The sequence below is a fragment of the Mesorhizobium sp. P2_B11 genome, assembly GCF_056404855.1.
In genome coordinates this window covers 258,851-283,798 of sequence record NZ_JBFUDF010000006.1, presented here as the reverse complement: position 1 = coordinate 283,798, position 24,948 = coordinate 258,851, and the positions used below count along the sequence as shown (strand labels likewise).

General features: G+C 63.7%; 23 protein-coding genes. 15 read left to right on the top strand and 8 right to left on the bottom strand.

Annotated elements, in window-relative coordinates:
• Positions 1–16: 16 nt before the first annotated feature.
• The 4 genes from AC1DYJ_RS20815 to AC1DYJ_RS20800 are packed head-to-tail and all read left to right on the top strand — an operon-like array spanning position 17 to position 3,952.
• Positions 17–1,033 carry an ABC transporter permease gene (locus tag AC1DYJ_RS20815; protein WP_477284460.1) on the top strand — a complete coding sequence of 339 codons (1,017 nt, stop codon included), beginning with the start codon at positions 17–19 and terminating at the stop codon, positions 1,031–1,033.
• Positions 1,033–2,004 carry an ABC transporter permease gene (locus AC1DYJ_RS20810; protein ID WP_477284458.1) on the top strand — a complete coding sequence of 324 codons (972 nt, stop codon included), beginning with the start codon at positions 1,033–1,035 and terminating at the stop codon, positions 2,002–2,004. The genes AC1DYJ_RS20815 and AC1DYJ_RS20810 overlap by 1 nt, the downstream gene beginning before the upstream one ends.
• Complete coding sequence (locus AC1DYJ_RS20805) at positions 2,001–2,960, top strand: ABC transporter ATP-binding protein (protein ID WP_477284456.1); 960 nt, start codon at positions 2,001–2,003, stop codon at positions 2,958–2,960. Before AC1DYJ_RS20810 ends, AC1DYJ_RS20805 begins: the two co-directional genes overlap by 4 nt.
• Positions 2,957–3,952 (top strand): ABC transporter ATP-binding protein, encoded by a 996-nt coding sequence (locus AC1DYJ_RS20800; protein ID WP_477284454.1) that lies wholly within the window; start codon positions 2,957–2,959, stop codon positions 3,950–3,952. Before AC1DYJ_RS20805 ends, AC1DYJ_RS20800 begins: the two co-directional genes overlap by 4 nt.
• A gap of 68 nt (positions 3,953–4,020) precedes the next feature.
• On the opposite strand, the gene AC1DYJ_RS20795 is transcribed toward AC1DYJ_RS20800, so the two are convergent.
• The 4 genes from AC1DYJ_RS20795 to AC1DYJ_RS20780 all read right to left on the bottom strand — a co-directional run bounded on the left by AC1DYJ_RS20795 (position 4,021) and on the right by AC1DYJ_RS20780 (position 7,781).
• Entirely contained in the window at positions 4,021–4,569 is a 549-nt protein-coding gene (locus tag AC1DYJ_RS20795; RefSeq protein WP_477284452.1) for a hypothetical protein, read from the bottom strand.
• 83 nt (positions 4,570–4,652) lie between these two features.
• Positions 4,653–5,717: a YcjF family protein gene (locus AC1DYJ_RS20790; protein WP_477284450.1), complete on the bottom strand. Its 1,065-nt coding sequence runs from the start codon at positions 5,715–5,717 to the stop codon at positions 4,653–4,655.
• Positions 5,714–7,192: a YcjX family GTP-binding protein gene (locus AC1DYJ_RS20785; RefSeq protein ID WP_477284449.1), complete on the bottom strand. Its 1,479-nt coding sequence runs from the start codon at positions 7,190–7,192 to the stop codon at positions 5,714–5,716. The genes AC1DYJ_RS20790 and AC1DYJ_RS20785 overlap by 4 nt, the downstream gene beginning before the upstream one ends.
• An 85-nt stretch (positions 7,193–7,277) precedes the next feature.
• Positions 7,278–7,781, bottom strand: coding sequence for a SixA phosphatase family protein (locus tag AC1DYJ_RS20780; protein WP_477284447.1), 504 nt, complete (start codon positions 7,779–7,781; stop codon positions 7,278–7,280).
• 256 nt (positions 7,782–8,037) lie between these two features.
• Here AC1DYJ_RS20780 and dksA point away from each other — a divergent pair, with 256 nt between their 5' ends.
• Positions 8,038–8,454, top strand: a complete 417-nt coding sequence (dksA, locus tag AC1DYJ_RS20775; RefSeq protein ID WP_112395407.1) for an RNA polymerase-binding protein DksA — start codon at positions 8,038–8,040, stop codon at positions 8,452–8,454.
• A gap of 180 nt (positions 8,455–8,634) precedes the next feature.
• Here the strand turns inward: dksA and AC1DYJ_RS20770 are convergent, their stop codons facing one another.
• Positions 8,635–9,336: a hypothetical protein gene (locus AC1DYJ_RS20770; RefSeq protein WP_477284445.1), complete on the bottom strand. Its 702-nt coding sequence runs from the start codon at positions 9,334–9,336 to the stop codon at positions 8,635–8,637.
• Positions 9,337–9,542: 206 nt separating this feature from the next.
• Between AC1DYJ_RS20770 and cckA the strand changes: the two genes are divergently transcribed.
• Complete coding sequence (gene cckA, locus AC1DYJ_RS20765) at positions 9,543–12,116, top strand: cell cycle histidine kinase CckA (protein ID WP_477284443.1); 2,574 nt, start codon at positions 9,543–9,545, stop codon at positions 12,114–12,116.
• A 171-nt stretch (positions 12,117–12,287) separates the two neighbouring features.
• Complete coding sequence (locus AC1DYJ_RS20760) at positions 12,288–12,998, top strand: purine-nucleoside phosphorylase (protein ID WP_477284441.1); 711 nt, start codon at positions 12,288–12,290, stop codon at positions 12,996–12,998.
• A gap of 3 nt (positions 12,999–13,001) precedes the next feature.
• Here the strand turns inward: AC1DYJ_RS20760 and AC1DYJ_RS20755 are convergent, their stop codons facing one another.
• Positions 13,002–13,304: a ribbon-helix-helix domain-containing protein gene (locus tag AC1DYJ_RS20755; RefSeq protein WP_181057146.1), complete on the bottom strand. Its 303-nt coding sequence runs from the start codon at positions 13,302–13,304 to the stop codon at positions 13,002–13,004.
• Between the two features lie 222 nt (positions 13,305–13,526).
• Between AC1DYJ_RS20755 and AC1DYJ_RS20750 the strand changes: the two genes are divergently transcribed.
• The 3 genes from AC1DYJ_RS20750 to AC1DYJ_RS20740 all read left to right on the top strand — a co-directional run bounded on the left by AC1DYJ_RS20750 (position 13,527) and on the right by AC1DYJ_RS20740 (position 16,159).
• The gene (locus AC1DYJ_RS20750) at positions 13,527–13,922 is read left to right on the top strand and encodes a VOC family protein (protein WP_477284439.1); all 396 of its coding nucleotides are present in this window, start codon (positions 13,527–13,529) and stop codon (positions 13,920–13,922) included.
• An 83-nt stretch (positions 13,923–14,005) separates the two neighbouring features.
• Positions 14,006–14,536, top strand: a complete 531-nt coding sequence (locus AC1DYJ_RS20745) for a gluconate 2-dehydrogenase subunit 3 family protein (protein ID WP_477284437.1) — start codon at positions 14,006–14,008, stop codon at positions 14,534–14,536.
• A gap of 51 nt (positions 14,537–14,587) precedes the next feature.
• Positions 14,588–16,159, top strand: coding sequence for a GMC family oxidoreductase (locus AC1DYJ_RS20740; protein ID WP_477284435.1), 1,572 nt, complete (start codon positions 14,588–14,590; stop codon positions 16,157–16,159).
• Between the two features lie 67 nt (positions 16,160–16,226).
• Here the strand turns inward: AC1DYJ_RS20740 and AC1DYJ_RS20735 are convergent, their stop codons facing one another.
• Positions 16,227–18,140, bottom strand: coding sequence for a PhoX family protein (locus AC1DYJ_RS20735; protein ID WP_477284433.1), 1,914 nt, complete (start codon positions 18,138–18,140; stop codon positions 16,227–16,229).
• Between the two features lie 116 nt (positions 18,141–18,256).
• Positions 18,257–18,652, bottom strand: a complete 396-nt coding sequence (locus AC1DYJ_RS20730; protein WP_477284431.1) for a hypothetical protein — start codon at positions 18,650–18,652, stop codon at positions 18,257–18,259.
• Between the two features lie 312 nt (positions 18,653–18,964).
• Here AC1DYJ_RS20730 and urtA point away from each other — a divergent pair, with 312 nt between their 5' ends.
• The 5 genes from urtA (at position 18,965) to urtE (ending at position 24,738) form a co-directional block, all read left to right on the top strand.
• Positions 18,965–20,275, top strand: a complete 1,311-nt coding sequence (gene urtA, locus AC1DYJ_RS20725) for an urea ABC transporter substrate-binding protein (RefSeq protein ID WP_112561521.1) — start codon at positions 18,965–18,967, stop codon at positions 20,273–20,275.
• 104 nt (positions 20,276–20,379) lie between these two features.
• Positions 20,380–21,996, top strand: coding sequence for an urea ABC transporter permease subunit UrtB (gene urtB / locus AC1DYJ_RS20720; protein WP_477284429.1), 1,617 nt, complete (start codon positions 20,380–20,382; stop codon positions 21,994–21,996).
• Positions 21,993–23,222, top strand: coding sequence for an urea ABC transporter permease subunit UrtC (urtC, locus tag AC1DYJ_RS20715; RefSeq protein WP_477284428.1), 1,230 nt, complete (start codon positions 21,993–21,995; stop codon positions 23,220–23,222). Before urtB ends, urtC begins: the two co-directional genes overlap by 4 nt.
• Positions 23,223–23,226: 4 nt before the next feature.
• Positions 23,227–23,973, top strand: coding sequence for an urea ABC transporter ATP-binding protein UrtD (gene urtD / locus AC1DYJ_RS20710; RefSeq protein ID WP_192253719.1), 747 nt, complete (start codon positions 23,227–23,229; stop codon positions 23,971–23,973).
• Positions 23,974–24,042: 69 nt separating this feature from the next.
• Positions 24,043–24,738: an urea ABC transporter ATP-binding subunit UrtE gene (urtE, locus tag AC1DYJ_RS20705; RefSeq protein ID WP_477284426.1), complete on the top strand. Its 696-nt coding sequence runs from the start codon at positions 24,043–24,045 to the stop codon at positions 24,736–24,738.
• The last annotated feature ends 210 nt before the right edge of the window (positions 24,739–24,948 follow it).

Sequence of the window (24,948 nt, the reverse complement as noted above, 5' to 3'; positions counted from 1 at the left end):
GCGGAGAGGCACGCCGGTGTCGAACCAAGCTGTCGCCATGCCGCGCAAGACGCGAGGGCCCTGGGCCGTCGCGTTTGCGAAGCTGGCAACGGACAGGGCCGCCATGGCGTCCCTGGCCGTGTTTCTCCTCATCGTCCTTGCCTGCCTCAGCGCACCGCTCTACGCGAAATGGGCAGGCACGGACCCGTTCGCCTCGACGCTCGACGCCGTCATCCAGATCGACGGCGTCGATGTCCCCGTGATGGAACAGTCGACGGAAGGACTTGGTCTCGGCTATACGCCGATCGGTCCGACCTGGCGGCTCGGCAATTACTTCCTCGGCGCCGACAGCCAGGGCCGCGATGTCATGGCCCGTATGCTCTATGGCGGGCTGAGTTCGCTGTTGATTTCCGGCGCCGCCACCATCTTCACGCTGATCATCGGCACGCTGGCGGGCCTGATCGCCGGCTATTTCGGCGGCATCACCGATACGGTGCTGTCGCGCTTTCTCGACGTGCTTTGGGCATTCCCGATCTATCTGCTGGCGATTTCGCTTTCCATCGTCACCATCGCGCACGGCATTTCGATCGGGCCGATCGAGATCGAGTCCGGCAGCCTGTGGCTGCCGGTCATCATCATCGGCATCGTCTACATACCCTATGTGGCGCGGCCGATACGCGGCCAGGTTCTGGCGCTGCGCAGCAGCGAATTCGTATACGCCGCGATCAATCTCGGCGTGCCGGGATGGCGCATCCTGTGGCGCGACATCCTGCCCAACATCACCACCACGCTGATCGTCTTCGTGCCACTGATGATGGCGCTGAACATGCTGACGGAATCCGCACTTTCCTTCCTATCGATCGGCGTCCAGCCTCCCGCCGCCAGCTGGGGCACCATCATCCAGGACGGACAGGCACTGCTCTACACCAGGCCGCTGGTGGCGCTGGTGCCGGGCCTGGCGATTGCGATTTCCGTCATGACGCTCAATGTCTTCGGCGACGGCCTGCGCGATGCGCTCGACCCGCGCTCCAAGGTGCGGCTGGGGCGCGACTGATGATCTACGCAATCCTGCGCCGCTTCGGTCAGATGCTGTTCGTGATGTTCGGCATTTCGGTCATCGTCTTCCTGATTTTCTTCGCCACGCCCGGCGCCGACCCGGCGGCGCGCATCGCCGGCCGCAACGCGTCGCCGGAAGTGCTGGAAGCGGTGCGCCACAGCTTCGGCTTCGACCAGCCGCTCTACGTCCAATATTTCAGGATGATGGAGAAGATCTTCGTCACCGGCGACCTGACCTCCTTCGTCAACCGGGGCTGGAAAGTGGTGCCGGCGGTGATGGATTCGATCCCCGTCACGTTGTCGCTGGTGTTCGGGGCGGCGATCCTGTGGGTGGTTGTCTCCGTAGTCATCGGCGTCGTTGCCGCGGCCACCCGCGACAGCTGGCTGGACAAGCTTCTCATGGCTTTGGGACTGCTCGGCATTTCCATGCCGGTCTACTGGCTGGGCGAGGTGATGAACCTGATCACCCAGAGCCGTTATCACGACAGCTGGGCGTTCTCCTGGGTGCCGCCGCTCGGCTACAAGAATTTCTCCGACGATCCGAAAGGCTGGTTCCTGACCCTGGTCATTCCGTGGATCACGCTGGCCATCCTTTACATCGGCATTTACGGGCGCGTCCTGCGCGCGGCGATCATCGAATCCATGCAGGAGGACTATATCCGCACCGCCCGCGCCAAAGGCCTGTCGGAAACGCGCATCCTGCTGCGCCATGCCTTGCGCACCTCGCTGATTGCCTTCGTCACTCTGTTCGGCCTGGATTTCGGCGCGCTGGTGGGCGGTTCCGCTTTGCTGACCGAGGTGGTGTTCGGACTGCACGGCATCGGCAAGCTCACCTATGACGCGCTGCAGAACCTCGATTTGCCCATGATCATGGCGACGGTGATGTATGCCTCCATGTTCGTGGTCATCGCCAACGCCGTGGTCGATTTCGTCTACATCCTTCTCGATCCGCGCCTGAGGACATCATGATACTGTCGGTGCGCGACCTCAAAGTTTCCTTCCGCACCAATGACGGCCTGGTGCGCGCCATCGATGGCGTTTCCTTCGATCTCGAAGAAAGCGAGATCCTCGGCGTCGTCGGCGAATCCGGTTCGGGCAAGACGGTGTCGCTGCTGGCGGTGATGGGCCTCATCACAGACCCCAACGCCGTTATCGAAGGCTCGATCCGCTACAAGGGCCGCGAACTGGTGGGGCTGCCGGCGCGCGAGCTCAGGCGCCTGCGCGGCAACGAAATCGCCATGATCTTCCAGGATCCGATGACGGCGCTGACGCCGGTCTACACGATCGGCTGGCAGATCGCCGAGCAGATCCGCGCGCATCGCAATGTCAGCAAGGCCAAGGCGATGGAGCGCGTCGAAGAACTGCTGGCCGAGGTGAATTTCCCCAACCCGCATGAGGCCATGTCGCGCTATCCGCACCAGCTTTCCGGCGGCATGCGTCAGCGGGCGGTGATCGCCATGGCGCTGTCCTGCAATCCGGCCCTGCTGGTGGCGGACGAGCCGACCATGGCGCTCGACGTGACGGTGCAGGCCGGCATTCTCGACCTCGTGCGCAAGCTGCGCGCAACACACAAATCGGCGGTCGTCTTCATCACCCATGATATGGGCGTGGTCTCCGAACTCGCCGACCGGGTCATGGTCATGTATGCCGGCCGGGTGGTGGAGCGTGGCAGCCGCATGGAGCTGTTTTCCGACCCACGGCACCCCTATACGCGCGCGCTGCTTGGTTCAATCCCGCCGCTGACCGGCGACAAACCGCGCCGCCTGCCGGCCATCCCCGGCTCGCCGCCATCGTTGCTGCGGCTGCCGCAAGGCTGTGCTTTCGGTCCGCGCTGCCCGGTTCAGTACGAGCCCTGCGCGACCGGCAAGCCTGACCTCAGGGGCGGCACCCATGCCGCCGCATGCTACCGGGTGGCGCAGGCATGAGCGAAGCGATGATCGACAGCCCAATTCTCGAGACGCGTTCGCTGGGCAAGCGTTTTGCTATCGGCACGCGTTTTTCCGCCGAAGGCAGGCGAACCGTGCATGCCGTCGACAATGTCTCGCTGACGGTGTGGCGCGGCGAGACCGTCGGGCTGGTCGGCGAATCCGGTTGCGGCAAGTCCACGCTGGCGCGCTGCCTGGTGCGGCTCTACGACATCACGGACGGCAAGCTTCTGTTCGAAGGCGACGACATCACGACAAAATCGCTGTCCGAACTCAGGCCGCTGCGGCGCCGACTGCAAATGGTTTTCCAGGACCCGTCGGCCTCGCTCAATCCGCGCCGCCGTGTTGGCGACCTGGTGGCCGAGCCGCTGCGCATCCATGGCAAGCTTTCGTCCCGCGAGATTACCCAGCGAGTCGCGGAACTGTTCGACCTCGTTGGACTGCTGCCGGACCATGTCATGCGCTATCCCCATGAATTCTCGGGCGGGCAGCGCCAGCGTGTCGGCATTGCGCGGGCAATTGCGCTCAATCCCGATCTTGTCGTGCTGGACGAACCGGTCTCCGCGCTCGACGTTTCGGTGCAGGCGCAGATCGTCAACCTGCTTGCCGACCTTCAGGAGAAGCTGAAGCTCACCTACATCTTCATCGCCCACGATTTGTCGGTGGTGCGCCAGGTCTCGACCCGCATCGCGGTCATGTATCTCGGCTCGATCGTCGAGGAGGGGCCAGCCGAAGAATTGTTTGCAACACCGGCCCATCCTTACAGCCAGGCGCTGATCTCGGCCGTTCCCATTGTCGAGACGACGCCGAGCGGGACGCGCAAGCGCATTATCCTGACGGGTGACGTGCCGAGCCCGCTCAACCCGCCGTCCGGCTGCCGCTTCCATCCGAGATGTCCGATCGCGGTGGAAAGGTGCCGCACAGAACGGCCCGTGCTTGAGGAGCGCAAGCCCGGCCGCAAGGTGGCCTGCCACTTCCCGACATTGATCTGAGCGGAGTCCGCTAAGCTACCGCGGCGGGTGGCAGAGCCGTCCAGCGCTTTCCGGAAGCCGTTCGAAGATCAGTTCTTGGCGATGGAGCCGACTTCGACGGCATCGACCCGCTTCAGATTCATGCCGATGACCGGCACCAATTGCTGGTCGACGCGCACGGCGATGGTCACCGTCATCGAATTGTCGTCGGGGATGCGGGCCTGCATGACGCCGCGCAGCTGGTTGCGGTTGATGGTGAAGACCACCTTGCGGGGGTCGACGACATTGCCGCCGATAATGTCGAGGCCGGTGCCTGCCGCGCCACCCATGAAATTGCCCTTGTAGTCGCGTCCCTTGCGCTCGACGGTCGCCGACATTTTCTGGGTGAAGACGCCGACCCGGCAGTCGCCATCGAGCGTCATGCCCGTCTTGTTGTCAGGCGTCGAGCCATCGAAACTGCAGGTGAATTTCGTGCCCTTGTACTTGCCGGCAATGATTTCGCCCGGGCCGACCCACTTGCCTTCGACGGTGCGGAAGAACTGCTTGTCGGGTTCGGCGGCAGAGGCTTTCCCGGCCAGGCCCAGAGGTGCTGCAAGCGCGACCAGGGGCAGGACGCAGGACAAGATTACGCTTTTCATAGACGACACCCGGCAACAAGGAGGCTGTTGTTGGACGACCATGAACAAGATTGGTTAATGCTTGGTGACCGCGAGGCAGAACTTCATTTGGTCGTAGCCGCGGTCTCGCCTTCTTTTTTGCTCGCAAACGAGGTCAGTGCCGACAGGAAATCGCCCATGCCCGGTCGCCTGGCGGCAATGAAGGGCAGGGGCCGCGCCGTCTCCATGGCAGCGATGCCGATGCGCGCCGTCATCATGCCGTTGACGACGCCTTCGCCAAGTTTCGCCGAAAGCCGCGCGGCAAGGCCATGGCCGACGATCTGCTGGACAAAACTGTCGCCGACGGCGATCGAGCCGGTCACCGCCAGATGGGCGAGAACGCTGCGCGCCAGCCGGAAAAAGCCCAGCGTGCCCGGCCGGCCGCCATAAAGCTCCGACAGGCGGCGGATGAGGCGCCCGGCCTCGAACACGACATAGGCGACGTCGACAAGGGCACGCGGGCTGACGGCGGTGACCAGCGACACACGCTTGGCCGCTTCCAGGATCATCACCTTTGCTCTGGCGTCGAGCGGCGCCAGAATCTCGGTTTCGGCCAGCCGCACCAGATTGCCGCCATCGATGATCTCGCCGCGTAGTGCGGCCAGCGATCGCCTGCCTGCCGCCGTTTCAGGTTTCGCCGCGACAAAGGCCGAGAGTTCGTCGACGACGGTTCTCGCCGCCTTCGGATCGTCGCGCGCCACGGCATCGAGCGCTCGTTTCTGCAGCTTTTCGACTTCGGCCAGCCGGGCGATGGCCAGGAATTCGCGCACCAATATGATCACCAGCGCCAGCACGGCGATTCCCGCCATTCCGGCCGCCAGCCAGCCCAGCCATTCCGCGCGCTCGAACAGGTCGCGAATGAGCTGGTCGGTCCACAGGCCAACGGCAAGGGAAACCAGCACGCCGACCGCGCCGAAGAACAGGCTGGCAAACAGCGAGCGCTTGCGCGGCGCGGTCGCCGGCGGTGGTTCGGCGGCGACGATGTCGGGTTCGTCGAAGACATCGATCTCGGCCGGCACGACGACGGCGCGCGGTTTGCGCGTCGGCTGCGGCTCGGCATGGCTGCGGGCCTGCTTCGGTTCGGCCTCCGGCTCGATGCGGAAAGCTGCCGGTCTGCGGGGCGCGGTCATGCCAGATGGTCTCCGATCAGGAACTGCAAGGCGCGGTCGAGCCGGATATGCGGCAACGACAGCGTGACGCCTTCGGCGGTGCGTTCGAGCTTTGGCGGCCGAAAGCGCACGAAACGGATCGCCGGGTCGTCGCTGCTTTGCCGGTGATCGGCCTCGGAAACATCGAAAACCGCATCAATTTTTTCCGGCAAGTCCCCGGGAAATATGGCGGTTTCGGTTTTGCCGTCGAAGGTTTCGCCGTTGATCTTCTCGCCCTTCAGTGGCGTCCCGATGATCACCGGCAGCGTTTCCCGGCCTTGCTTGACCGTGCCTTCGCGTGTCGCGCGCACCGCCGCCATGGCGACCACGTCGACATCGGCGCCGGTAAAATTCGCTCGTGCCACGGCCCGGTCGGCAAGCCGCCGCACGATCGCCTGCAGCCGGTCATGGCTTTCGTGATGCAGATGGTCGGCCTTGGTTGCGGCGACCAGGATGCGGTCGATGCGGCGCGAAAACAGGTCGGTGAGGAAATTGCCCCGGCCGGGACGGAAACAGGACAGGATCTCGGTCACCGCGCGCTCGAGATCGGCCATGGCGCCGGGGCCGGCGTTCAGCGCCTGCATGGCGTCGATCAGCACGATCTGGCGGTCGAGGCGGGTGATATGTTCGCGAAAGAACGGCTTCACCACATGCGTCTTGTACGCCTCGTAGCGGCGCTCCATCATCGCCTGCAGCGACCCGGAGCGCGGCCGCCGCTCGCCCTTGAGCAGCAGAGGCGCGAAGGTCAGCGCCGGCGAACCCTCGAGGTCGCCCGGCATCAGGAAACGCCCGGGCGGCAAGGTCGACAGCGCCCGCTCGTCGAGCTTGCAGGCCTTGAGATAGGCGGCAAAGCTCTCGGCGAGGCGCCGCGCCGTCATCTCGTCGGCATCGGCATTGGCGTCGATCGTCGCCGCCAGAGCCCGCCAGTCCTGCGACAGGTCGTGACGCACCGGCAGCATCGCCATTTCGAAGGCTTCGCGCGAGAAATCGGCGAAGGATTTGCCGAGCAGCGGCAGGTCGAGCAGCCATTCGCCGGGATAGTCGACGATATCGACCGACAACCGCCCGCTGGAAAACATGCGGTTCCAGCCGGAGGCCGATTCGTATTCGATGGTGAGTCTTAGTTCGGAAATGGCGCGCGTCGAGTCCGGCCAGACGCGGTCATTGACCAAAGCGGCGATGTGATCCTCGTACTGAAAACGCGGCACGGCGTCGTCGGGCTGTTCCTCGAGGAAGGCGCGCGCGATGCGTCCCGACTTCTGCGCCTCGAACAGCGGCAGGCGCCCGCCATGGATCAGATTGTGGACGAGCGCCGAGATGAACACCGTCTTGCCGGCACGGGAGAGGCCGGTGACGCCGAGCCGCAGCGATGGCGAAAACAGCCCGCTTGCCCGCCCCGACAGCGTATCCAGGGCAATTCTCGCTTCGTCGGTGAATGTCGTCAGCGATGATGCCAAAATCTGCTCTCTCGGGTCCCGGTCTGCCCCGATATAGGCTTTGCATCCGCAGTTTGAAATGGCGTCCGGCCCTGGCCGGCTCCGCTCAGAGATCGGCAGGCGTCAGGAAGGCTTCGAGATAGCCGGCACCTTGCGCGGCCTCGGTGAGGGTGCCCTCGAAGCGCACGACCGCCAGGCCCGAAGTCGGAAAACCGTGGTTCATGATGGCCCGCGCCGCCTCGTCGCCATCGCCCGAAACCGCCATGGCAAGGTCTTCCGTCATCGGATTGTGGCCGATGACCAGCAGCGAGCCCGGCCCGCCATTGCCGCGGATGATGGCGAGATAGCCGGCGGCATCCTCGCTGTAGAGCGTGTCGAAGAACAGCACCCGGCCGGTATCGGTGTGGCCGGCAATGCCCTCCAGCGTCTGGCGCGCGCGCTTGGCGTTGGAGCAGAGCGTGATATCGGGAATGTAGTTGCGGGCACGCATCGCCGTCCCCATCATTTCGGCATCGGCAATGCCCGATGCGTCGAGCGGGCGATCGAAGTCGCGCACGCCGGGCAAGGCCCAACCAGCCTTTGCATGCCGCAACAGATACAGTGTGCTCACCGGACCCCCATGGTGCGCTGGCCTCTCAAATGACACAATTGGATTAGCCACGAGAACGGCCTGCCGCACAATGGGCAGCAGTACCCAAGCACAACGAATCATGTGCGAATTCGCCCGCGCCCTTGTTGTGGAAGGCTTTGCCCGGGGTTGCTGCATACGGCATTAACAATTGCGTGAAACGCGCGCCGATTACGCTTGTGCAGCCTTCTCTGCGCGAATATATAGGCCCCAAATTTGGGGTTGTTGGGTGAGTCGAATGAACGATATCTCTACCGCCGATTACGTACCCTCCGAAGACGAGCCGTTCATGAACGAACGGCAGAAATCATACTTCCGCCTGAAGCTCGTCACTTGGAAGAACGACATACTGCGCGAAGCGCGCGAAACTCTCGAAATCCTGCAGCAAGAAAACGCAAACCACCCCGATCTTGCCGATCGGGCTTCTTCGGAAACCGACCGCGCGATCGAACTTCGCGCTCGCGACCGCCAGCGCAAGCTCATTTCAAAGATCGATTCGGCGCTGCAGCGCATCGATGAAGGCACTTACGGCTACTGCGAGGAAACCGGCGAACCGATCGCGCTCAAGCGTCTCGACGCACGCCCGATCGCGACCCTGTCGATCGAAGCGCAGGAGCGCCACGAGCGCCGCGAGAAGGTCTATCGCGACGATTGAGCCGCAGACATCAGACATCAATTGCTTCATTTAGAAATGGCCGGGTTTCCCGGCCATTTCTGTTTGTGCGTGACTCTTCCGGTCTTGCCGCACCAAGCCTCGGTTCGAAGAGATCATGCGCAAGAATGGTAATGGTACAAATCCACACTCCGGTCAGGACCGGCCGGTTTCCGGTGGGACCTACCGCTTCTGGCTGGCGAGCTCGCCGAGCAGCTTGGTCATCTCGTCGTCGAGCGAAGCCGGCGCTTTGGCCGCCGGCTTGCTGGCGTGCGAATCATCGAGCGAGACCTCGAGCTCCCGCATCAGCGTGTCGTCGATGGACTCGCGCTTCGGTGGCGGCGGCGCCTGCCGGGCGGTGTTGGCGGCAGCGCCATAGGCCGGCAGCGGCGTCACATTGCTCGCTTGGTAGATCTGGGCTGGTTTTGGCGCCGGCGCGGCCTGGCGTGGCGGAACGGCGGCAGGGGCCGCCCTTACCGGTTGCGGCGCCTGCCTTACGGGTGCGGCGGCAGCGGGTTGTGCCGCGCGCGGACGCGGCGCCTGTTGCTGCTGGCCGCCGCCATCGCCGGTCAGGGCCGGACGGCGAGGCGCTGCCAGCCTGATGTCGCGCTCGACGACGACGTCGGTCGGGCCGCCGATCAAAATCAGGTGTTCGATATCGTCGCGACGGATGAGCACCAGCCGGCGGTGGCTGTCGACCGCGGTGGCGTCCATGACCGCCAGCCGCGTCTTGCGGTTCCTGCCGCCGGCAACGAAGGTGCCGAAGGTCAGGTTGCGGACCAGCCTGATGATGACAAGCACGATGACCAGCAGGACAAGGGCGGCAAACGTCCACAGCAGCGCCGCGGCATATCCGGGACCCGCCACGCTATCCAGCCACTGCATCGGTGCCCCCAAATCGGTTTTGAAGTGGAGGCGACACTAGACCGTTGCGACCGGCCACCGCAAGTTGCCTTCACGCTTCATGAACAGCTTGAAACACCGGGGCGTCATTTTTATCCGACATTTGCCGCCAAGGCCTTTTCCGGACTAGGAGAATGTGATTCAACCGGCCGGGGGCGATGTCGGACAAACTCACGAGCAGGGGGCATATGGCCAGGGAAACGCGCGGCGATTTCTATCCGGTACCGATCGTCGACCAGAACACGCGGCCAGGCGCGGTTACCCGGCTCATCGTCTTCATTATCGTCCTGACCGGCGCCGCGGTCGTTTTCGGCCTTTTCCGGGAGCGGCTTGGCGATCCCTTCCTGCTCGGCATGCTGGGCGTGCTCGCCATGATCGGCGTCGGCTTCCTGTTCGCCACGGCCATCGGCTTCGTCCAGATCGCGCCGCGTTCGACCGGGGATGAACTGTCGAAGGCCTTCGTCGATTCGATGTCGCAGGGCCTGATCGTCACCGATACCAAGGGCCGCGTCGTCTACGCCAACCGGGCCTATGCCGAGATGACCGGCGCCGCGTCGGCGGCCGATCTGAAGACGGTCGAAGGCCTGCTTTCCGATGTTCCCGAGGCATCGGTGACCATATACCGGCTGGCCTCGGGTCTGCGCGATGGTCAGGCCGGCGACGGCGAATTCCGTCTGGCGCAGTCGATCCGGCCGGGCGCCGAACCGGGCGCACGCTGGTACCGGGCACGGGCCCGCACCTTCAGCGTTCCCGGCCAGCGTCTGCCCATGCTCGCCTGGCAACTTGCCGATATCTCGCAGGAACGGGCCGAGCAGGAGCGCTTCTTCCTCGACCTGCAGAAGGCCATCGACCATCTCGACCACGCCCCGGCCGGCTTCTTCTCGGCCGACCAGGAGGGGCGCGTCACCTACATCAACGCCACGCTCGCCGAATGGCTGGGCATCGATCTCGCGAGCTTCACGCCTGGCGCGGTCACGCTGCCGGAAATCGTCGCCGGCGATGGCATGGCGCTGGTGCGCTCGGTCAAGGCCGATCCCGGCACCACCCGCAACGCCGTCATCGATCTCGACCTGACGACGTCAAACGGCGAGGCGCTGCCTGTGCGCTTCATGCACCGTGTCTCGGCCAGCCGCGAGGGCACCAACGGTCCGACCCGCACCATCGTGCTCAACCGCACGCAAGGGGAGGACGCGTCCGCCGACTTGCGCGCCTCGGAAGTGCGCTTCACCCGCTTCTTCAACTCGACGCCGATGGCGATTGCCGGCGTCGACGCCAGCGGCCGCATCCTGCGCACCAACGCGCCGTTCCTGTCGCTGTTTGCCTCCGTCGTCGACCGCGATGCCGTCGACCGCCGCGTGCGGCTGGATACGGTCATCCATGAGCGCGACCGCCCGGCCTTTGCCGCCGCCTTCGAAAAGGCCCGGCTCAGGCAGGCCGACATCGATCCGATCGACACGCTGCTGCCCGGCAATGAGGAGCGCCACATACGCTTCTACGTCAACGCGGTTGCCGACGGCACCGGCGGCGAGGGGGCCGAGGAATCGGCCATCGTCTATGCCGTCGACACCACCGAGCAGAAAGCGCTCGAAGGCCAGATGGCGCAGAGCCAGAAAATGCAGGCTGTGGGACAGCTCGCCGGCGGCATCGCCCACGACTTCAACAATGTGCTGACCGCCATCATCATGGCGTCGGACCTTCTTTTGACCAATCACCGCCCGTCGGACCCGTCCTTCCCCGACATCATGAACATCAAGCAGAACGCCAACCGGGCGGCCTCGCTGGTGCGTCAGCTGCTCGCCTTCTCGCGCAAGCAGACATTGCGGCCGGAGGTGCTGAACCTCACCGACGTGCTTGCCGATCTCAGGATGCTGCTTGCCCGCCTGGTCGGCAACGACATCAAGCTGAAGGTCGACCACGGCCGCGACCTGTGGCCGGTCAAGGTCGACATCGGCCAGTTCGAGCAGGTGGTGGTCAATCTCGCCGTCAATGCGCGCGACGCCATGCCGGCCGGCGGCGATCTCACCGTGCGCACGCGAAATGTCACGGCCGAGGAATGCAAGAGCTTTTCCTACCGCGAACTCACCCCGGCCGACTATGTCCTGGTCGAGGTCGAGGACACCGGCTCCGGCATCGCGCCGGATGTGCTCAAGAAGATCTTCGAGCCGTTCTTCACCACCAAGGAGGTCGGCAAGGGCACCGGCCTCGGCCTGTCGATGGTCTACGGCATCATCAAGCAGACCGGCGGCTTCATCTACTGCGATTCCGAAGTCGGCAAGGGCTCGACCTTCCGCATCTTCCTGCCACGCCACATCGTCGAGGCGAAAAAGCCCGGCGACGTCAGCGAGGCGCCGGCAGCACCGGTGAAAGCCGCCGACACCGGCAAGGACCTCTCGGGCTCGGCCACCGTGCTGCTGGTCGAGGATGAGGACGCCGTGCGCATGGGCGGCTCGCGGGCGCTCACCTCGCGCGGCTACACGGTGCACGAGGCATCTTCGGGCGTTGAGGCGCTGGAAGTCTTCGAGGCGCTCGGCGGCAAGGTCGATATCGTCGTGTCCGACGTGGTGATGCCGGAAATGGACGGCCCGACGCTGCTTGGCGAATTGCGCAAGCGCCAGCCCGACATCAAGTTTGTCTTCGTGTCCGGCTATGCCGAAGATGCCTTCGCCCGGAACCTGCCGCCCGACGCGCAATTCGGCTTCCTGCCGAAGCCGTTCTCGCTCAAGCAACTGGCCACCGTCGTCAAGGACGTGTTGGAATCCTGATGCATGGCGCTCAAAAGTGGCCCGCTTTTGAGAAAACGACATGCATAAAACAACAGCCTAAAGTGCGTCGCCAGCGACGCGCGTTAGATCTCCCTAATTCACTGCTTGCGCAATGACGTGACGCTGCCATGATTGCAGGCGAAACGGGCGGCGGGTTTTGGGGAGCATGTCGTGACGCCGCACAATGAGGCAGCCAAGGGTGACTATGCCGCAACGGTGCTGTTGCCGGGCGACCCACAGCGCGCCGAGTGGATGGCGAAAACCTTTCTGGAGGCGCCGCGCTGCGTCAACCGCCGCCGGGGCGCGCTGGGCTTCACCGGCCTCTATCGCGGTCGTCCCGTCAGCATCCAGGCCACCGGCATCGGTGTCCCGTCCTTCCTGGTCTATGTGCATGAGCTGCTGGACTTCCACGGCGTCAAAACGCTGATCCGTACCGGCACCTGCGGTGGCCTGACCGCCGATGTGCCGCTGCGTTCCGTGGTGATCTCGCAATCGGTGCGCGCCGAGAGCGAGCGAAGCGGCGAGGTCTTCGGCCTCTACGATGCCGCGGCCGGGCCAGATCCCGGCCTGTTCGCCCACGCCTTGGCGTGCGCCGCTCAACTCGGCATCGACCATCAGGCAGGGCTGACCATCTGCAGCGATGTGTTCTATCACCCGGAAGGTCGCGCTCGGTTCGCTGAAGCACAGGCGCTCGGCGCGCTCGCCGTCGACATGGAAACCAGCGCGCTCTACCGCCTCGCGGCGCATTTCGGCGCCCGCGCTTTGTCGCTGCTGACCGTCGTCGACAACATCGTGACCGACGAGCTAACCGCCTATTCCGAACGTCAGGCGCTGTTCGCCGACATGGCGCGGCTCGGGCTCGAGGTTGCGGCCGAGGGCTAAGCTTCAGGCGGCTTCGCGCTTCGGCGTCAGCTCATCCATGTCGGGCCGGTGACCGCGCAGATAGAGCGCGCAGGTGGTGCGCAGCATCGACGCGAAGTTGGGAATGGCGCCGTTGATCTCGATCGCCTCGTCATAGAGTTTTGAGATGAACTTCGGCGTCGTCAGGCCCTGGCTGTCGGCGATCTCGTCGAGCAGCGCCCAGAACGTGGCTTCAAGCTGGATGCTGGTAGAGTGTCCGTCGATGCGGATCGATCGGTTGATCTGTCGGTAGCCTTCCGGATCCTGCCCGGCAAAAACCCTGCACATTCCTACCTCCCGATATTGTTGGTTTTGGGCGCAGTGAGTCGCGCCTTCAAGCCTATTTTTGTCCAGCCATTTTCGACCCGAAAGCCGCAAACGGCAATCGGACTTTGGTCTTTAGGCATCAGCCATAGCACCGATTGCAAATTTGGCCGTGGTAACCGGCTGCCACCACCTTTCGCGCGTGCCGCCCATAATCGCCTCCAACATGCAGCGACGGAGACTGATTTGGCGAAGGCTATCCATTCCATGATCCGGGTTCTCGAGGAGGCCCGATCCGTCGATTTCTACAGAAACGCTTTCGGGCTCGATGTCGCCGACAGGCTGGATTTCGAGACATTCACGCTGGTTTACCTCGCCAACCCCGAAACCGGCTTCGAACTTGAACTCACCGTGAACAAGGGCCGCACCGAGCCTTATGGGCTTGGCGACGGCTATGGCCACCTGGCGGTCTCGGTCGCCGATCTCGACAGCGAGCACGACCGCATCGGCGCGCTCGGCCTCAACCCCAAGAAGATCGTCGAGTTCAACCGCGACGGGACGCTGATCGCCCGCTTCTTCTTCATCGAGGACCCCGACGGCTACAAGATCGAGGTTCTGCAGCGCGGAGGGCGCTTCCAGTAGGGGATTATTCGGCCGCGCTCATCAGCGCGGACGCCAGCAACGGCGCTTTTCAAGGGGCGCAAATAGCCAGCAGGGAGGAACAAATGGTCACGATCTATGACGGGAAGCCTGGGCTCTCACGTCGTGAACTTCTCAAGCGCGGTGGCATCGGCGCGCTGCTTGTCATTTCCGGCAGCGCCGTCATCAGCCCCGAAAATGCCTGGGGGCTGGAGACATCGGCGCTCAAGCCCGAAACCATGGCGACGCTGATCCAGATGGCGCGCGACATCTATCCGCACGATCAGGTCCCGGACAAATATTACGCCATCGCCGTCAAGGGACATGACGAGCAGGCCGGCAAGGACGCCGCCTACAAGACGATGATCGAAGACGGCATCGCGGACCTAGACAAGAAGTCGGGTGAGAGCGGCTATCGCGGCCTTGGCTGGGAGGAGCAGCGCGTCGCCGTGCTGAAGCAGATCGAGGCGACGCCGTTCTTCCAGTCCATCCGCGGCGGCCTCGTCGTCAGCCTCTACAACCAGCAGGAGGTCTGGCCGATCTTCGGTTACGAGGGCGAGTCCTTCTCCAAGGGCGGCTACATCGAGCGCGGCTTCGGCGACATCGAGTGGCTCTAGAGCCCTCTGTCGTTTTGAAGCTCCGCAAACAGGAACTCATGGGAGGAAACCATGGCAGCACCATTTGATCTCAAGAACGACAATGTCGTCGTCATCATCGGCTCGGGCGCCGGCGGCGGTACGCTCGGCAACGAACTCGCCCAGAAAGGCGTCGATGTCGTCATCCTCGAGGCGGGCGCCCGCCACGAATATGAGGATTTCATCAACGACGAGTGGGCCTCCTTCAGCCAGCTCGCCTGGACGGACAAGCGCACGACATCCGGCGACTGGCGGGTGTCAAAGGATTTTCCCAATTTGCCGGCCTGGATCGTCAAATCGGTCGGCGGCTCGACCACGCACTGGGCCGGCGCCTCGCTGCGCTTCCAGGAGCATGAGTTCAAGGCACTCACGAACTACGGCAAAGTAGAGGGCGCGACCCTACTGGACTGGCCGGTCACGCTGGCCGAGATGGAGCCCTACTACGCCAAGGCTGAAGCCAAGATGGGCGTCACCGGCACCAATGACTGGCCGCGGCTGCCCGGCAACAACAACTTCAAGGTGCTGAAGGCCGGCGCCGACAAGCTCGGCTACAAGGAATGCCATACCGGCAACATGGCCATCAATTCCGTCCAGCGCGACGACCGCAACTCCTGCCAGCAGACCGGCTTCTGCTTCCAGGGCTGCAAATGGGGCGCCAAATGGTCGACGCTCTACACGGAAATTCCAAAGGGCGAAGCCACCGGTCATCTCGAAGTGCGGCCAAATGCCATGGCGATCAAGATCAACCATGACGCCTCGGGCAAGGTGACCGGCGTCGTCTATGCCGACAAGGACGGCAAGCTGCAGGAGCAGAAGGCGCGTATCGTCGCCGTAGCCGGCAATTCGATCGAAAGCCCGCGCCTGCTGCTCAATTCGGAGTCGGCCAAGTTCCCGCACGGGCTGGCCAATTCGTCGGGGCAGGTCGGCAAGAACTACATGCGTCACACCACCGGCTCGGTCTACGCCATCTTCGACAAACCGGTGCACATGTATCGCGGCACCACCATGGCCGGCATCATCCGCGACGAGGCGCGCCACGACCCGTCACGCGGTTTTGTCGGCGGTTATGAGTTCGAGACGCTGTCGCTCGGCCTGCCCTTCATGGCCGCCTTCCTCAACCCCGGCGGCTGGGGCCGTTCCTTCACCACCGCGCTCGACCACTATGACCACATGGCCGGCCTGTGGATCGTCGGCGAGGACATGCCGCGCGCGGAAAACCGCATCACGCTGCACAAGGACGAGAAGGATGCGCACGGCATGCCGATTGCCGATGTGCATTTCGACGATCACCCCAACGACACGGCGATGCGCAACCATGCCTACAAGCAGGCCACCGCGCTCTATGACGCCGTTGGCGCGACGCGCTCGTTCCCGACGCCGCCCTATCCCTCGACCCACAATCTCGGCACCAACCGGATGAGCGAGAAGGCGGAAGACGGCGTCGTCAACAAGCACGGCCAGGCGCACGACATCAAAAATCTGTTCGTGTCGGACGGCAGCCAGTTCACCACCGGTGCGGCCGAAAACCCGACGCTGACCATCGTTTCGCTGGCGATCCGCCAGGCCGAATACATCGCCGCGCAAATGTCGGCCAAGACGATCTGAGCCGTCCTCCCGGACCGCTAAGCGGAACGCGCATGGGCGCGTTCCGCACTTCTTCTCCCGAGACTGACTAGGCGCCGACCGGCTGGCCGTCCTTGCGGCGGATGGCGACGACGGACGGCCGCGGCAGCTGGCCGTCTTTGAAGTCGGGCCACCGCGTCTGCACCTTGTCGAGCGTCTCGGCGTCTTCGGCCGGGTGCTGTACCGACAGGAACAGCGTCGTGCCATCCGGCGTGAAGCACGGGCCGGTTGCCTCCGCGCCGTGTGGGCAGGTGAACAGCAGTTTCGGCAGGCCGCGCGCCGCGCCCTCCGTATCGACGCCATAGACGCCGTCCGGCAGGTCGAAATCATTGGCGCCGTCGGTCGCCACCCACAGCCGCCCGGCCGGATCGAAGGTGATGTTGTCGGGGCAGACGAACCAGCCATTGTCTGACGTATCCGGATGGAAGGTCGCGCCGACTTTTGCATCCTTCGGATTGCCGCAGAGGACGAACAGGTCCCAGGCATATTTTTCCGACGTGTGGTCGGCATCCGCGCCGCGGCCACCGGGCGGGATCAGTTCGACGATATGGCCCCAGAGGTTTTCCGGCCGTGTATTGGCCGGATTGACCTTCGACTGGTCGCGCTTCTTGTTCTTGGTCATCACCGCATAGACGCGGCCGGTCACCGGATTGGTCTCGATGTCCTCCGGCCGGTCCATCGGCGTGGCGCCCAGCGCATCGGCCGCAAAACGCGTCTTCAGCAGCACTTCGGCCTGGTCGGCGAAACCGTTCTCGGCGGTGAGCTTGCCCTGGCCATGCACCAAAGGCAGCCACGTCATCGACCCATCGGCATCGAAGCGGGCGACCGACAGCACGCCGTCGTCGAGCAGATCAGCGCCCGAGGCCGGGTTGGCCTTGTCATAGGCCTTGGCCGAGACGAAGCGGTACATGTATTCGAAATAGTCGTCGTCACCCATATAGACGACGACGCGGCCGTCCTTGTTGAGGACGACGGTCGACGCCTCATGCGACATGCGGCCGAGTGCGGTGCGCTTCACCGGCTTGGACTGCGGGTCGTAGGGATCGATCTCGACCACCCAGTCGAAGCGGTTGGCCTCGTTGGGCTCCTTGTCGAGGTTGAAGCGGTCATGGAAGCGGCCGCGGCCGTAGATGTCGGAACCGTCGAAACCATACCGATCAAGAAGCTCGGCGGTCGGCGCCTTCTTGGGGTCGCCACCAAAGATGTCGGACACGCCTTCCTCGCAGGTCAGCACCGTGCCCCAGGGGGTAAAGCCGCCGCTGCAATTGTAGCTGGTGCCGAGCACTTTCGTGCCGGTCGCGTCGGCTGTGGTCTTCATCAGCGCATGGCCGGCCACCGGCCCGGAAACGGTCATTTCGGTGTTGGCGGTGATGCGACGGTTGAGCGGGCTGTCGGCGACCGTTTCCCACTTGCCGTCCTTCAACTGCACTTCGACGATCGAATGGCCCATTGCGGCCATGCCGAGATCGACCTGCTCCTTGGTCATCGTCTTGCCGGCGTCTTCCTCGGTCGTGCCCGGAAACATCACATTGGGCGAGATGTATTCGTTGTTGACGCAGAGCAGGCCATGGTCGGAATTCACCGTGCCCTTGGGCAGCGGCATGAAGGCGATGTAGTCGCAATTGTAACCGAAGCGCTTTTCCTGCTCGTCGGCTGCGACCTTGTTGCCGTCGAATTCGGCGAGGCCGGCGGCGAGCGGATCGCCCCAGCGCGCGACGATGGTCGTTTCATAGCCTTCGGCGGCGGCGTGGGTTTTGTCGTAGACGCGCTTCAGCTCGGGAAAGCCGAGCGTCGATTGCGCTGCCGCGGCATGCGTTTCGCCGGCAAACAGGGAGCCGACGAAGCTGGCGCCGGCAAGCAGCGCGCCGGAGGCAAGGCTGCCTTTGAGAAGAGACCGGCGCGAGACGCGCTCGGCAATGATGTCGCGGATGACGGGTGAGGATGAAGACGGTGCGTTGGCCATGGTGTCTGCCTCTCAGGGTGGATGTTACGGCGCACCGCTGCCCTAGTCTGCTTCGGCAACATCCGCATGACATGAGAGGAAGGTTTCGCCGCAATCGGGCGCGGCGAGGGCTTTGCTCAGCCCTTGGTGCAGGTCGAGGCGGTGAAGGCGCCGTCGGGCTGCTTCAGGATGATGTCGAACGACGGGGTGGTTTCGCCGTCCAGCGTCGCTTGCGTCATCGAGACGGAATTGCCGCCGGCGGTGTAGCCGCCCAGCGGGCCGAGCCAGGTGATCTCGCCATTGGCGTTCATCTGATAGTTATAGCCTTGCAGCGCGGTGCCGAACGTCACCGGACCGCTATAGACATTGCCCTTGATGGTGATGTCACCGAGGTTGAGGAAGGCGCCGAGCAGATAGACTTCGCAGTGATAGGTGCCGTCCGGCAGCTTGCCGTCGCTGAAGTCGGCGCGCGCGCCGCCGCTCGTTGCCATCAGCAGCAGGATGCCGGAAATGCAGGAGATGCGGGATGTCATCGGCTCACTCGTTTGCGGGGTGAGCTTGCCCCATTTTTGCGCCGTGCCGCAACATTGTTCGTCCTTATGCCGCCGGCGGAGTTCAAAATCTAGGCACTTGTCATATTTGGGCGAAAATTAGGCAAAAGCCTTGTGCGCTGCGCAAATTTCCCTCATCAAATTTTTAACCGGCTGCCTTTGTTTTCTTGAGGATAATATAGTAATCAGCTGATAACGTTAGATTATTCCCCATTTCCGAGAGCCGCCCTTGCGTTTGGCACGGCTGTTGCATTGCTTGTTGCGATGCAATCAACCAGCTGGGGAGACTTCGATATGAGGGGTAATTTCGCGACAATAACAAAAATGTTTTCGGCCGGCGTGGTCGCTGCCGGCCTGTCGATGTCGTCTCCGGCCAAGGCCGCCGAAGACACGATCAAGGTCGGCATTCTGCATTCGCTGTCGGGGACCATGGCGATTTCGGAGACGACGTTGAAAGACGCCATGCTGATGCTCATCGAAGAGCAGAACGCCAAGGGCGGCCTGCTCGGCAAGAAGCTGGAAGCCGTCGTCGTCGATCCGGCCTCGAACTGGCCGCTGTTTGCCGAAAAGGCGCGCGAGCTGATCTCGAAGGACAAGGTCGCCGCCGTGTTCGGCTGCTGGACCTCGGTGTCGCGCAAATCGGTGCTGCCGGTGTTCTCCGAGCTCGACAACATCCTGTTCTATCCCGTCCAGTATGAAGGCGAGGAAAGCGAGCGCAACGTGTTCTACACGGGTGCGGCGCCCAACCAGCAGGCGATCCCCGCCGTCGACTATCTCATGAGCGAGGATGGCGGCTCGGTGAAGCGTTGGGTGCTGGAAGGCACCGACTATGTCTATCCGCGCACCACCAACAAGATCCTCGAGGCCTATCTGAAGGCCAAGGGCGTCGCCGCCGAAGACATCATGGTCAACTATACGCCGTTCGGCTTCTCCGACTGGCAGACCGAAGTCTCGGCGATCAAGAAGTTCGGCTCGGCCGGCAAGAAGACCGCCGTGGTCTCGACCGTCAATGGCGACGCCAACGTGCCCTTCTACAAGGAGCTCGGCAACCAGGGCATCAAGGCCGAGGACATCCCGGTCATGGCCTTCTCGGTCGGCGAGGAAGAACTGGCCGGTCTCGACACCGCGCCGCTGGTCGGCCATCTCGCCGCCTGGAACTACTTTGAGAGCGTCGACACGCCCGAGAACAAGAAGTTCATCGCCGACTGGCACAAGTTCATCAAGAACGACAAGCGTACCACCAACGACCCGATGGAAGCCCACTATATCGGCTTCAACATGTGGGTGAAGGCGGTCGAGAAGGCTGGCACCACCGATCCGGACAAGGTCATCGACGCCATGGTCGGCGTGTCCGTGCCGAACCTCACCGGCGGCTATTCGACGATGATGCCGAACCATCACATCACCAAGCCCGTGCTGATCGGCGAAATCCAGGCCGACGGCCAGTTCGAGACCGTGTCGCAGACGCCCGGCCTCGTGATGGGCGACGAATGGTCCGACTATCTGCCTGACTCCAAGGACCTGATCTCCGATTGGCGCGCGCCTCTGTCCTGCGGCAACTTCAACGTCGCCACCGGCAGGTGCGGCGGCAAGGGTACGAACTGATCCCTCCCGGGACTGGTCGTCGCCACGACCAGAGACCGCAAGGCGTCCGGGCGCTTCAGCCCGCCCGGACGCCAAATTCCACCTCCTGGAAAGTATCTGAACGGATGATCCTGTTGCGCGCTCTCGGCTTCATGCTGGTGTTCCTGATGGCAAGCCTGTTGCCGTCGAACGCAGCCGAAGCCGATCTGCGCGCTATCATCGCCAAATTCGCCAGCGGCACCGGCTTTGCCGCCACCGAGGCGGTCGTGCGCGAGCTTGCCACCACCGGCGATCCGCTGGTCGAACGGCCGCTCGCCGCACTTGCCGAAGGCAACCTCTACATCCGCAAAGCCGATTCAGCCGTCTTCGTCGGCAATGAGGCCGGCGACAGCGTCACGCTGCTCGACCCGCTGAGCGGCGAGAAGACCGGCGAGGCCGCCAAGGCCGACATCACCAAGATCAAGGTCAACAACACGCTGCGCCGCGTTATCCGCGATGCGCTGGGCACGCTGACGTTGCGTGCGAAAGATCCGGCCGTGCGCATTGCCGCCGCCGACACCATGTTCAAGACGCCTGATGCCGCGAACATCGAGCCGCTCGACGCCGCAATCGCCGCCGAGACCGACGCCAAGGTCAAGGCGCTGTTCGAACAGGCGCGCGCGGCATCGGTGCTGGTCTCCGACAAGCCAGAGGCCGACAAGCTCGCCGCCATCGCGTTGATCGGCGCGCGCGGCGACCGCGACGCGCTGTCGCTGCTCACCGCGGTCGAAACCAATGCGCAAGGCGCGGTCAAGGACGCCGCGAGTGACGCGATCGCCAGCATCAACTCGTCCCTGGCGCTGTGGGATGCCGGCCAAAACATCTGGTACGGCATATCGCTGGGCTCGGTGCTGCTGCTCGCGGCCATCGGCCTTGCCATCACCTTCGGCGTCATGGGCGTCATCAACATGGCGCATGGCGAGATGGTCATGCTTGGCGCCTACACCACCTTCGTCGTCCAGCAGGTGATCCGCACCTCATTCCCCGGCCTGTTCGACTGGTCGCTGGTCATTGCGCTGCCGCTCGCCTTCCTGGTCGCCGCTTCTGTCGGCCTGATCATCGAGCGCGGCGTCATCCGCTTCCTCTACGGCCGGCCGCTGGAGACGCTGCTCGCCACCTGGGGCGTCTCGCTGGTCCTGCAGCAGGCGGTGCGCTCGATCTTCGGCCCGACCAACCAGGAGGTCGGCAACCCCTCCTGGATGTCGGGCTCGTTCGATGTCGGCCAGCTCGCCATCACCTGGAACCGCCTCTGGATCCTGGTCTTCGCGCTGACCGTCTTCGGCGTGCTGCTCTATGTCATGAAGCGCACGCCCTGGGGCTTGCAGATGCGCGCCGTCACCGCCAACCGCCGCATGGCCGCCTCGATGGGCATCAGGACGCCCTGGGTCGACGCGCTGACCTTTGCCCTGGGATCGGGCATTGCCGGCATTGCCGGCGTCGCGCTCAGCCAGATCGACAATGTCTCGCCCAATCTCGGCCGCGGCTACATCATCGACAGTTTCATGGTCGTCGTCTTCGGCGGCGTCGGCAATCTCTGGGGCACGCTGGTCGGCGCCTTCTCGCTCGGCATCGTCAACAAGGTTTTAGAACCCTATGCCGGCGCCGTGCTCGGCAAGATCGTCGTGCTCGTCCTGATCATCCTGTTCATCCAGAAGCGCCCGCGCGGCCTGTTCGCGCTCAAGGGCAGGGCGGTGGAAGCATGATCACGGGACGCTTCTTCGCCGCGGGTGCGGACCGCCGCATCGCCATCACCATTTTCATCTTGCTGGCCGTGGCCATCCTCGTTCCGGCGCTCAACCTCGCGGTATCGCCGACCAGCGCCTTCTACATCCCGTCCTATATCGTCGCGCTGACCGGCAAATATCTCTGCTACGCATTGCTTGCCTTGGCGCTCGATCTCGTCTGGGGCTATTGCGGCATTCTCTCGCTCGGCCATGGCGCCTTCTTCGCACTCGGCGGCTATGCGATGGGCATGTATCTGATGCGCCAGATCGGCTCGCGCGGCGTCTACGGCAATCCGGTCTTGCCCGATTTCATGGTGTTCCTGAACTACAAGGAATTGCCCTGGTTCTGGACCGGTTTCGACCATTTCTGGTTCGCCGCCATCATGGTGCTGGCGGTGCCCGGCCTGCTCGCCTTCGTCTTCGGCTGGTTTGCCTTCCGCAGCCGCGTCACCGGCGTCTATCTCTCGATCATCACCCAGGCGATGACCTATGCGCTGCTGCTCGCCTTCTTCCGCAACGATATGGGTTTCGGCGGCAACAACGGCCTGACCGATTTCAAGGACATTCTGGGCTTCAACGTCCAGGCCGACGCCACGCGCTCGGCTTTGTTTGCCGCCAGCGCGGTGACGCTCGCGCTCGCGGTTTTAGTCACCTGGGCGATCGTCGGCTCCAAATACGGCAAGCTGCTAATGGCGGTGCGCGATGCCGAGAGCCGCACCCGTTTCCTTGGCTGGCGCGCGGAGAACGTAAAACTGTTTGCCTTCACCGTCTCGGCCGTTATGGCCGGCATTGCCGGCGCGCTCTACGTGCCGCAGGTCGGCATCATCAATCCCGGCGAGTTCGAGCCGTCCAACTCGATCGAAGTGGTGATCTGGGCGGCAGTCGGTGGGCGCGGCACCATCGTTGGCCCGATCGTCGGCGCGCTTTTGGTCAATGCCGGCAAATCCTGGTTCACCGGCGTGCTGCCGGAGTTCTGGCTGTTTGCGCTGGGCGGCCTGTTCGTTGCCGTCACCCTGTTCCTGCCCAAGGGCATCATCGGCATGTGGGATTCCTGGCGCGGCAACGCCAAGGCGATGCGGGCAGCCGCAATCGCCGAGGAAGCCGGCAGCGATGCCGATGCCCCACCACCAAAGATCGTCCGCAGCGCGGCGACAACGCCCGGTGCCTGGTCCGCGACCGGCCCTGAACCGCAGCCGGCGGAGTAGAGCGATGTCGAAGTCCAACACCATCCTTTATCTCGACGGCGTCTCGGTCTCCTTTGACGGTTTCCGCGCCATCAACAACCTGTCGCTGGTGCTCGACAAGGGCGAGATGCGCGCCATCATCGGCCCCAACGGCGCCGGCAAGACGACGATGATGGACATCGTCACCGGCAAGACGCGTCCCGACGAGGGTGAGGTGTTCTTCGACGGCCAGGTCGATCTGACCCGGCACGACGAGGCCGAGATCGCCATGATGGGCATCGGTCGCAAGTTCCAGAAGCCGACCGTCTTCGAAAGCCACAGCGTCGAAGACAATCTGATGCTGGCGCTGAAGGGGCCGCGCTCGATCTTTCCGGCGCTGTTCCATCGCCGCTCGGCCGCCGAAGCCCGGCAGATCGACGACATACTCGGCGTCATCCGGCTCGGCGACAAGCGTCACGATCTCGCAGCCAACCTCAGCCACGGCCAAAAACAGTGGCTGGAGATCGGCATGCTCTTGGCGCAGGACCCGAAGTTGCTGCTGGTCGACGAACCGGTCGCCGGCATGACCGATGCCGAGACCGAGGAAACAGCGCGCCTGCTCAAGGATATAGCGCGGGATCACTCAGTCATCGTCGTCGAGCACGACATGCATTTCGTGCGCGAACTCGGCGTCAAGGTCACCTGCCTGCACGAGGGCTCGGTGCTGTCGGAAGGGACGCTCGATTTCGTCTCGGCCGACGAGCGGGTCGTCGAAGTTTATCTCGGGAGATGAGCATGCTGTGGCGGGTGCAGTTCCATCGCTTCGATCTGTCGTTCCTCCGCTTCTGGAAAAGGCGCTGACATGCTCGAAGTTTCCAACGCCACGCTCCACTACGGCGCCGCCCAGGCGCTGCGCGGCGTATCGCTGAAGGCGGGCGCGGGCAAGATTACCTGCGTGCTCGGCCGCAACGGCGTCGGCAAGACCAGTTTGATGAGATCGATCGTCGGCCACCACCGGCTGACGAGCGGAAGCGTTGCCTTCGAGGGGAAGGCGCTCGACCGGAGCGCGGCGTATGATCGCGCCCGGTCGGGCATCGCATTCGTACCGCAGGGCAGGGAGATCTTTCCCCTGCTCACGGTGCGTGAGAACCTGGAATCCGGCTTTGCGCCCTTGAAGCGTGCCGACCGCAATGTGCCGGTGCATGTCTTCGAACTGTTCCCGGTGCTGAAGCAGATGCTGGGGCGCCGCGGCGGCGATCTTTCCGGCGGCCAGCAACAGCAGCTCGCCATCGGCCGGGCACTGGTGATGCGGCCGAAACTGCTGGTGCTCGACGAACCGACCGAAGGCATCCAGCCCTCGATCATCAAGGACATCGGCCGCGCCATCCGCTATTTGCGCGACCAGGCCGGCATCGCCGTGCTTTTGGTCGAGCAATATCTCGATTTCTGCCGCGAGCTCGCCGACGAGGTCAACATCATGGACCGCGGCCAGATCGTCCACACCGGTCCGGCCGAAGATCTGGACAGGGCGGATGTCAGGAAGTTTCTGACGGTGTAGCGCACGGCTGCACGGATCGCGACGTTGAAGATTAGCTGAACGCCCATAGCACTTCGTCATTCTAGGGCGGAGCAAGGAGCGAAGCGACGCGCGCAGACCCTAGAATCCATGCCGCGACATCCGCCGAAGGGCACCGCGATGCAGAATGAAAATGTTTCTGCGGTACATTGCCAGTTCCATCTTCTGAACCGTTGGCAACGTGTCTTGGTC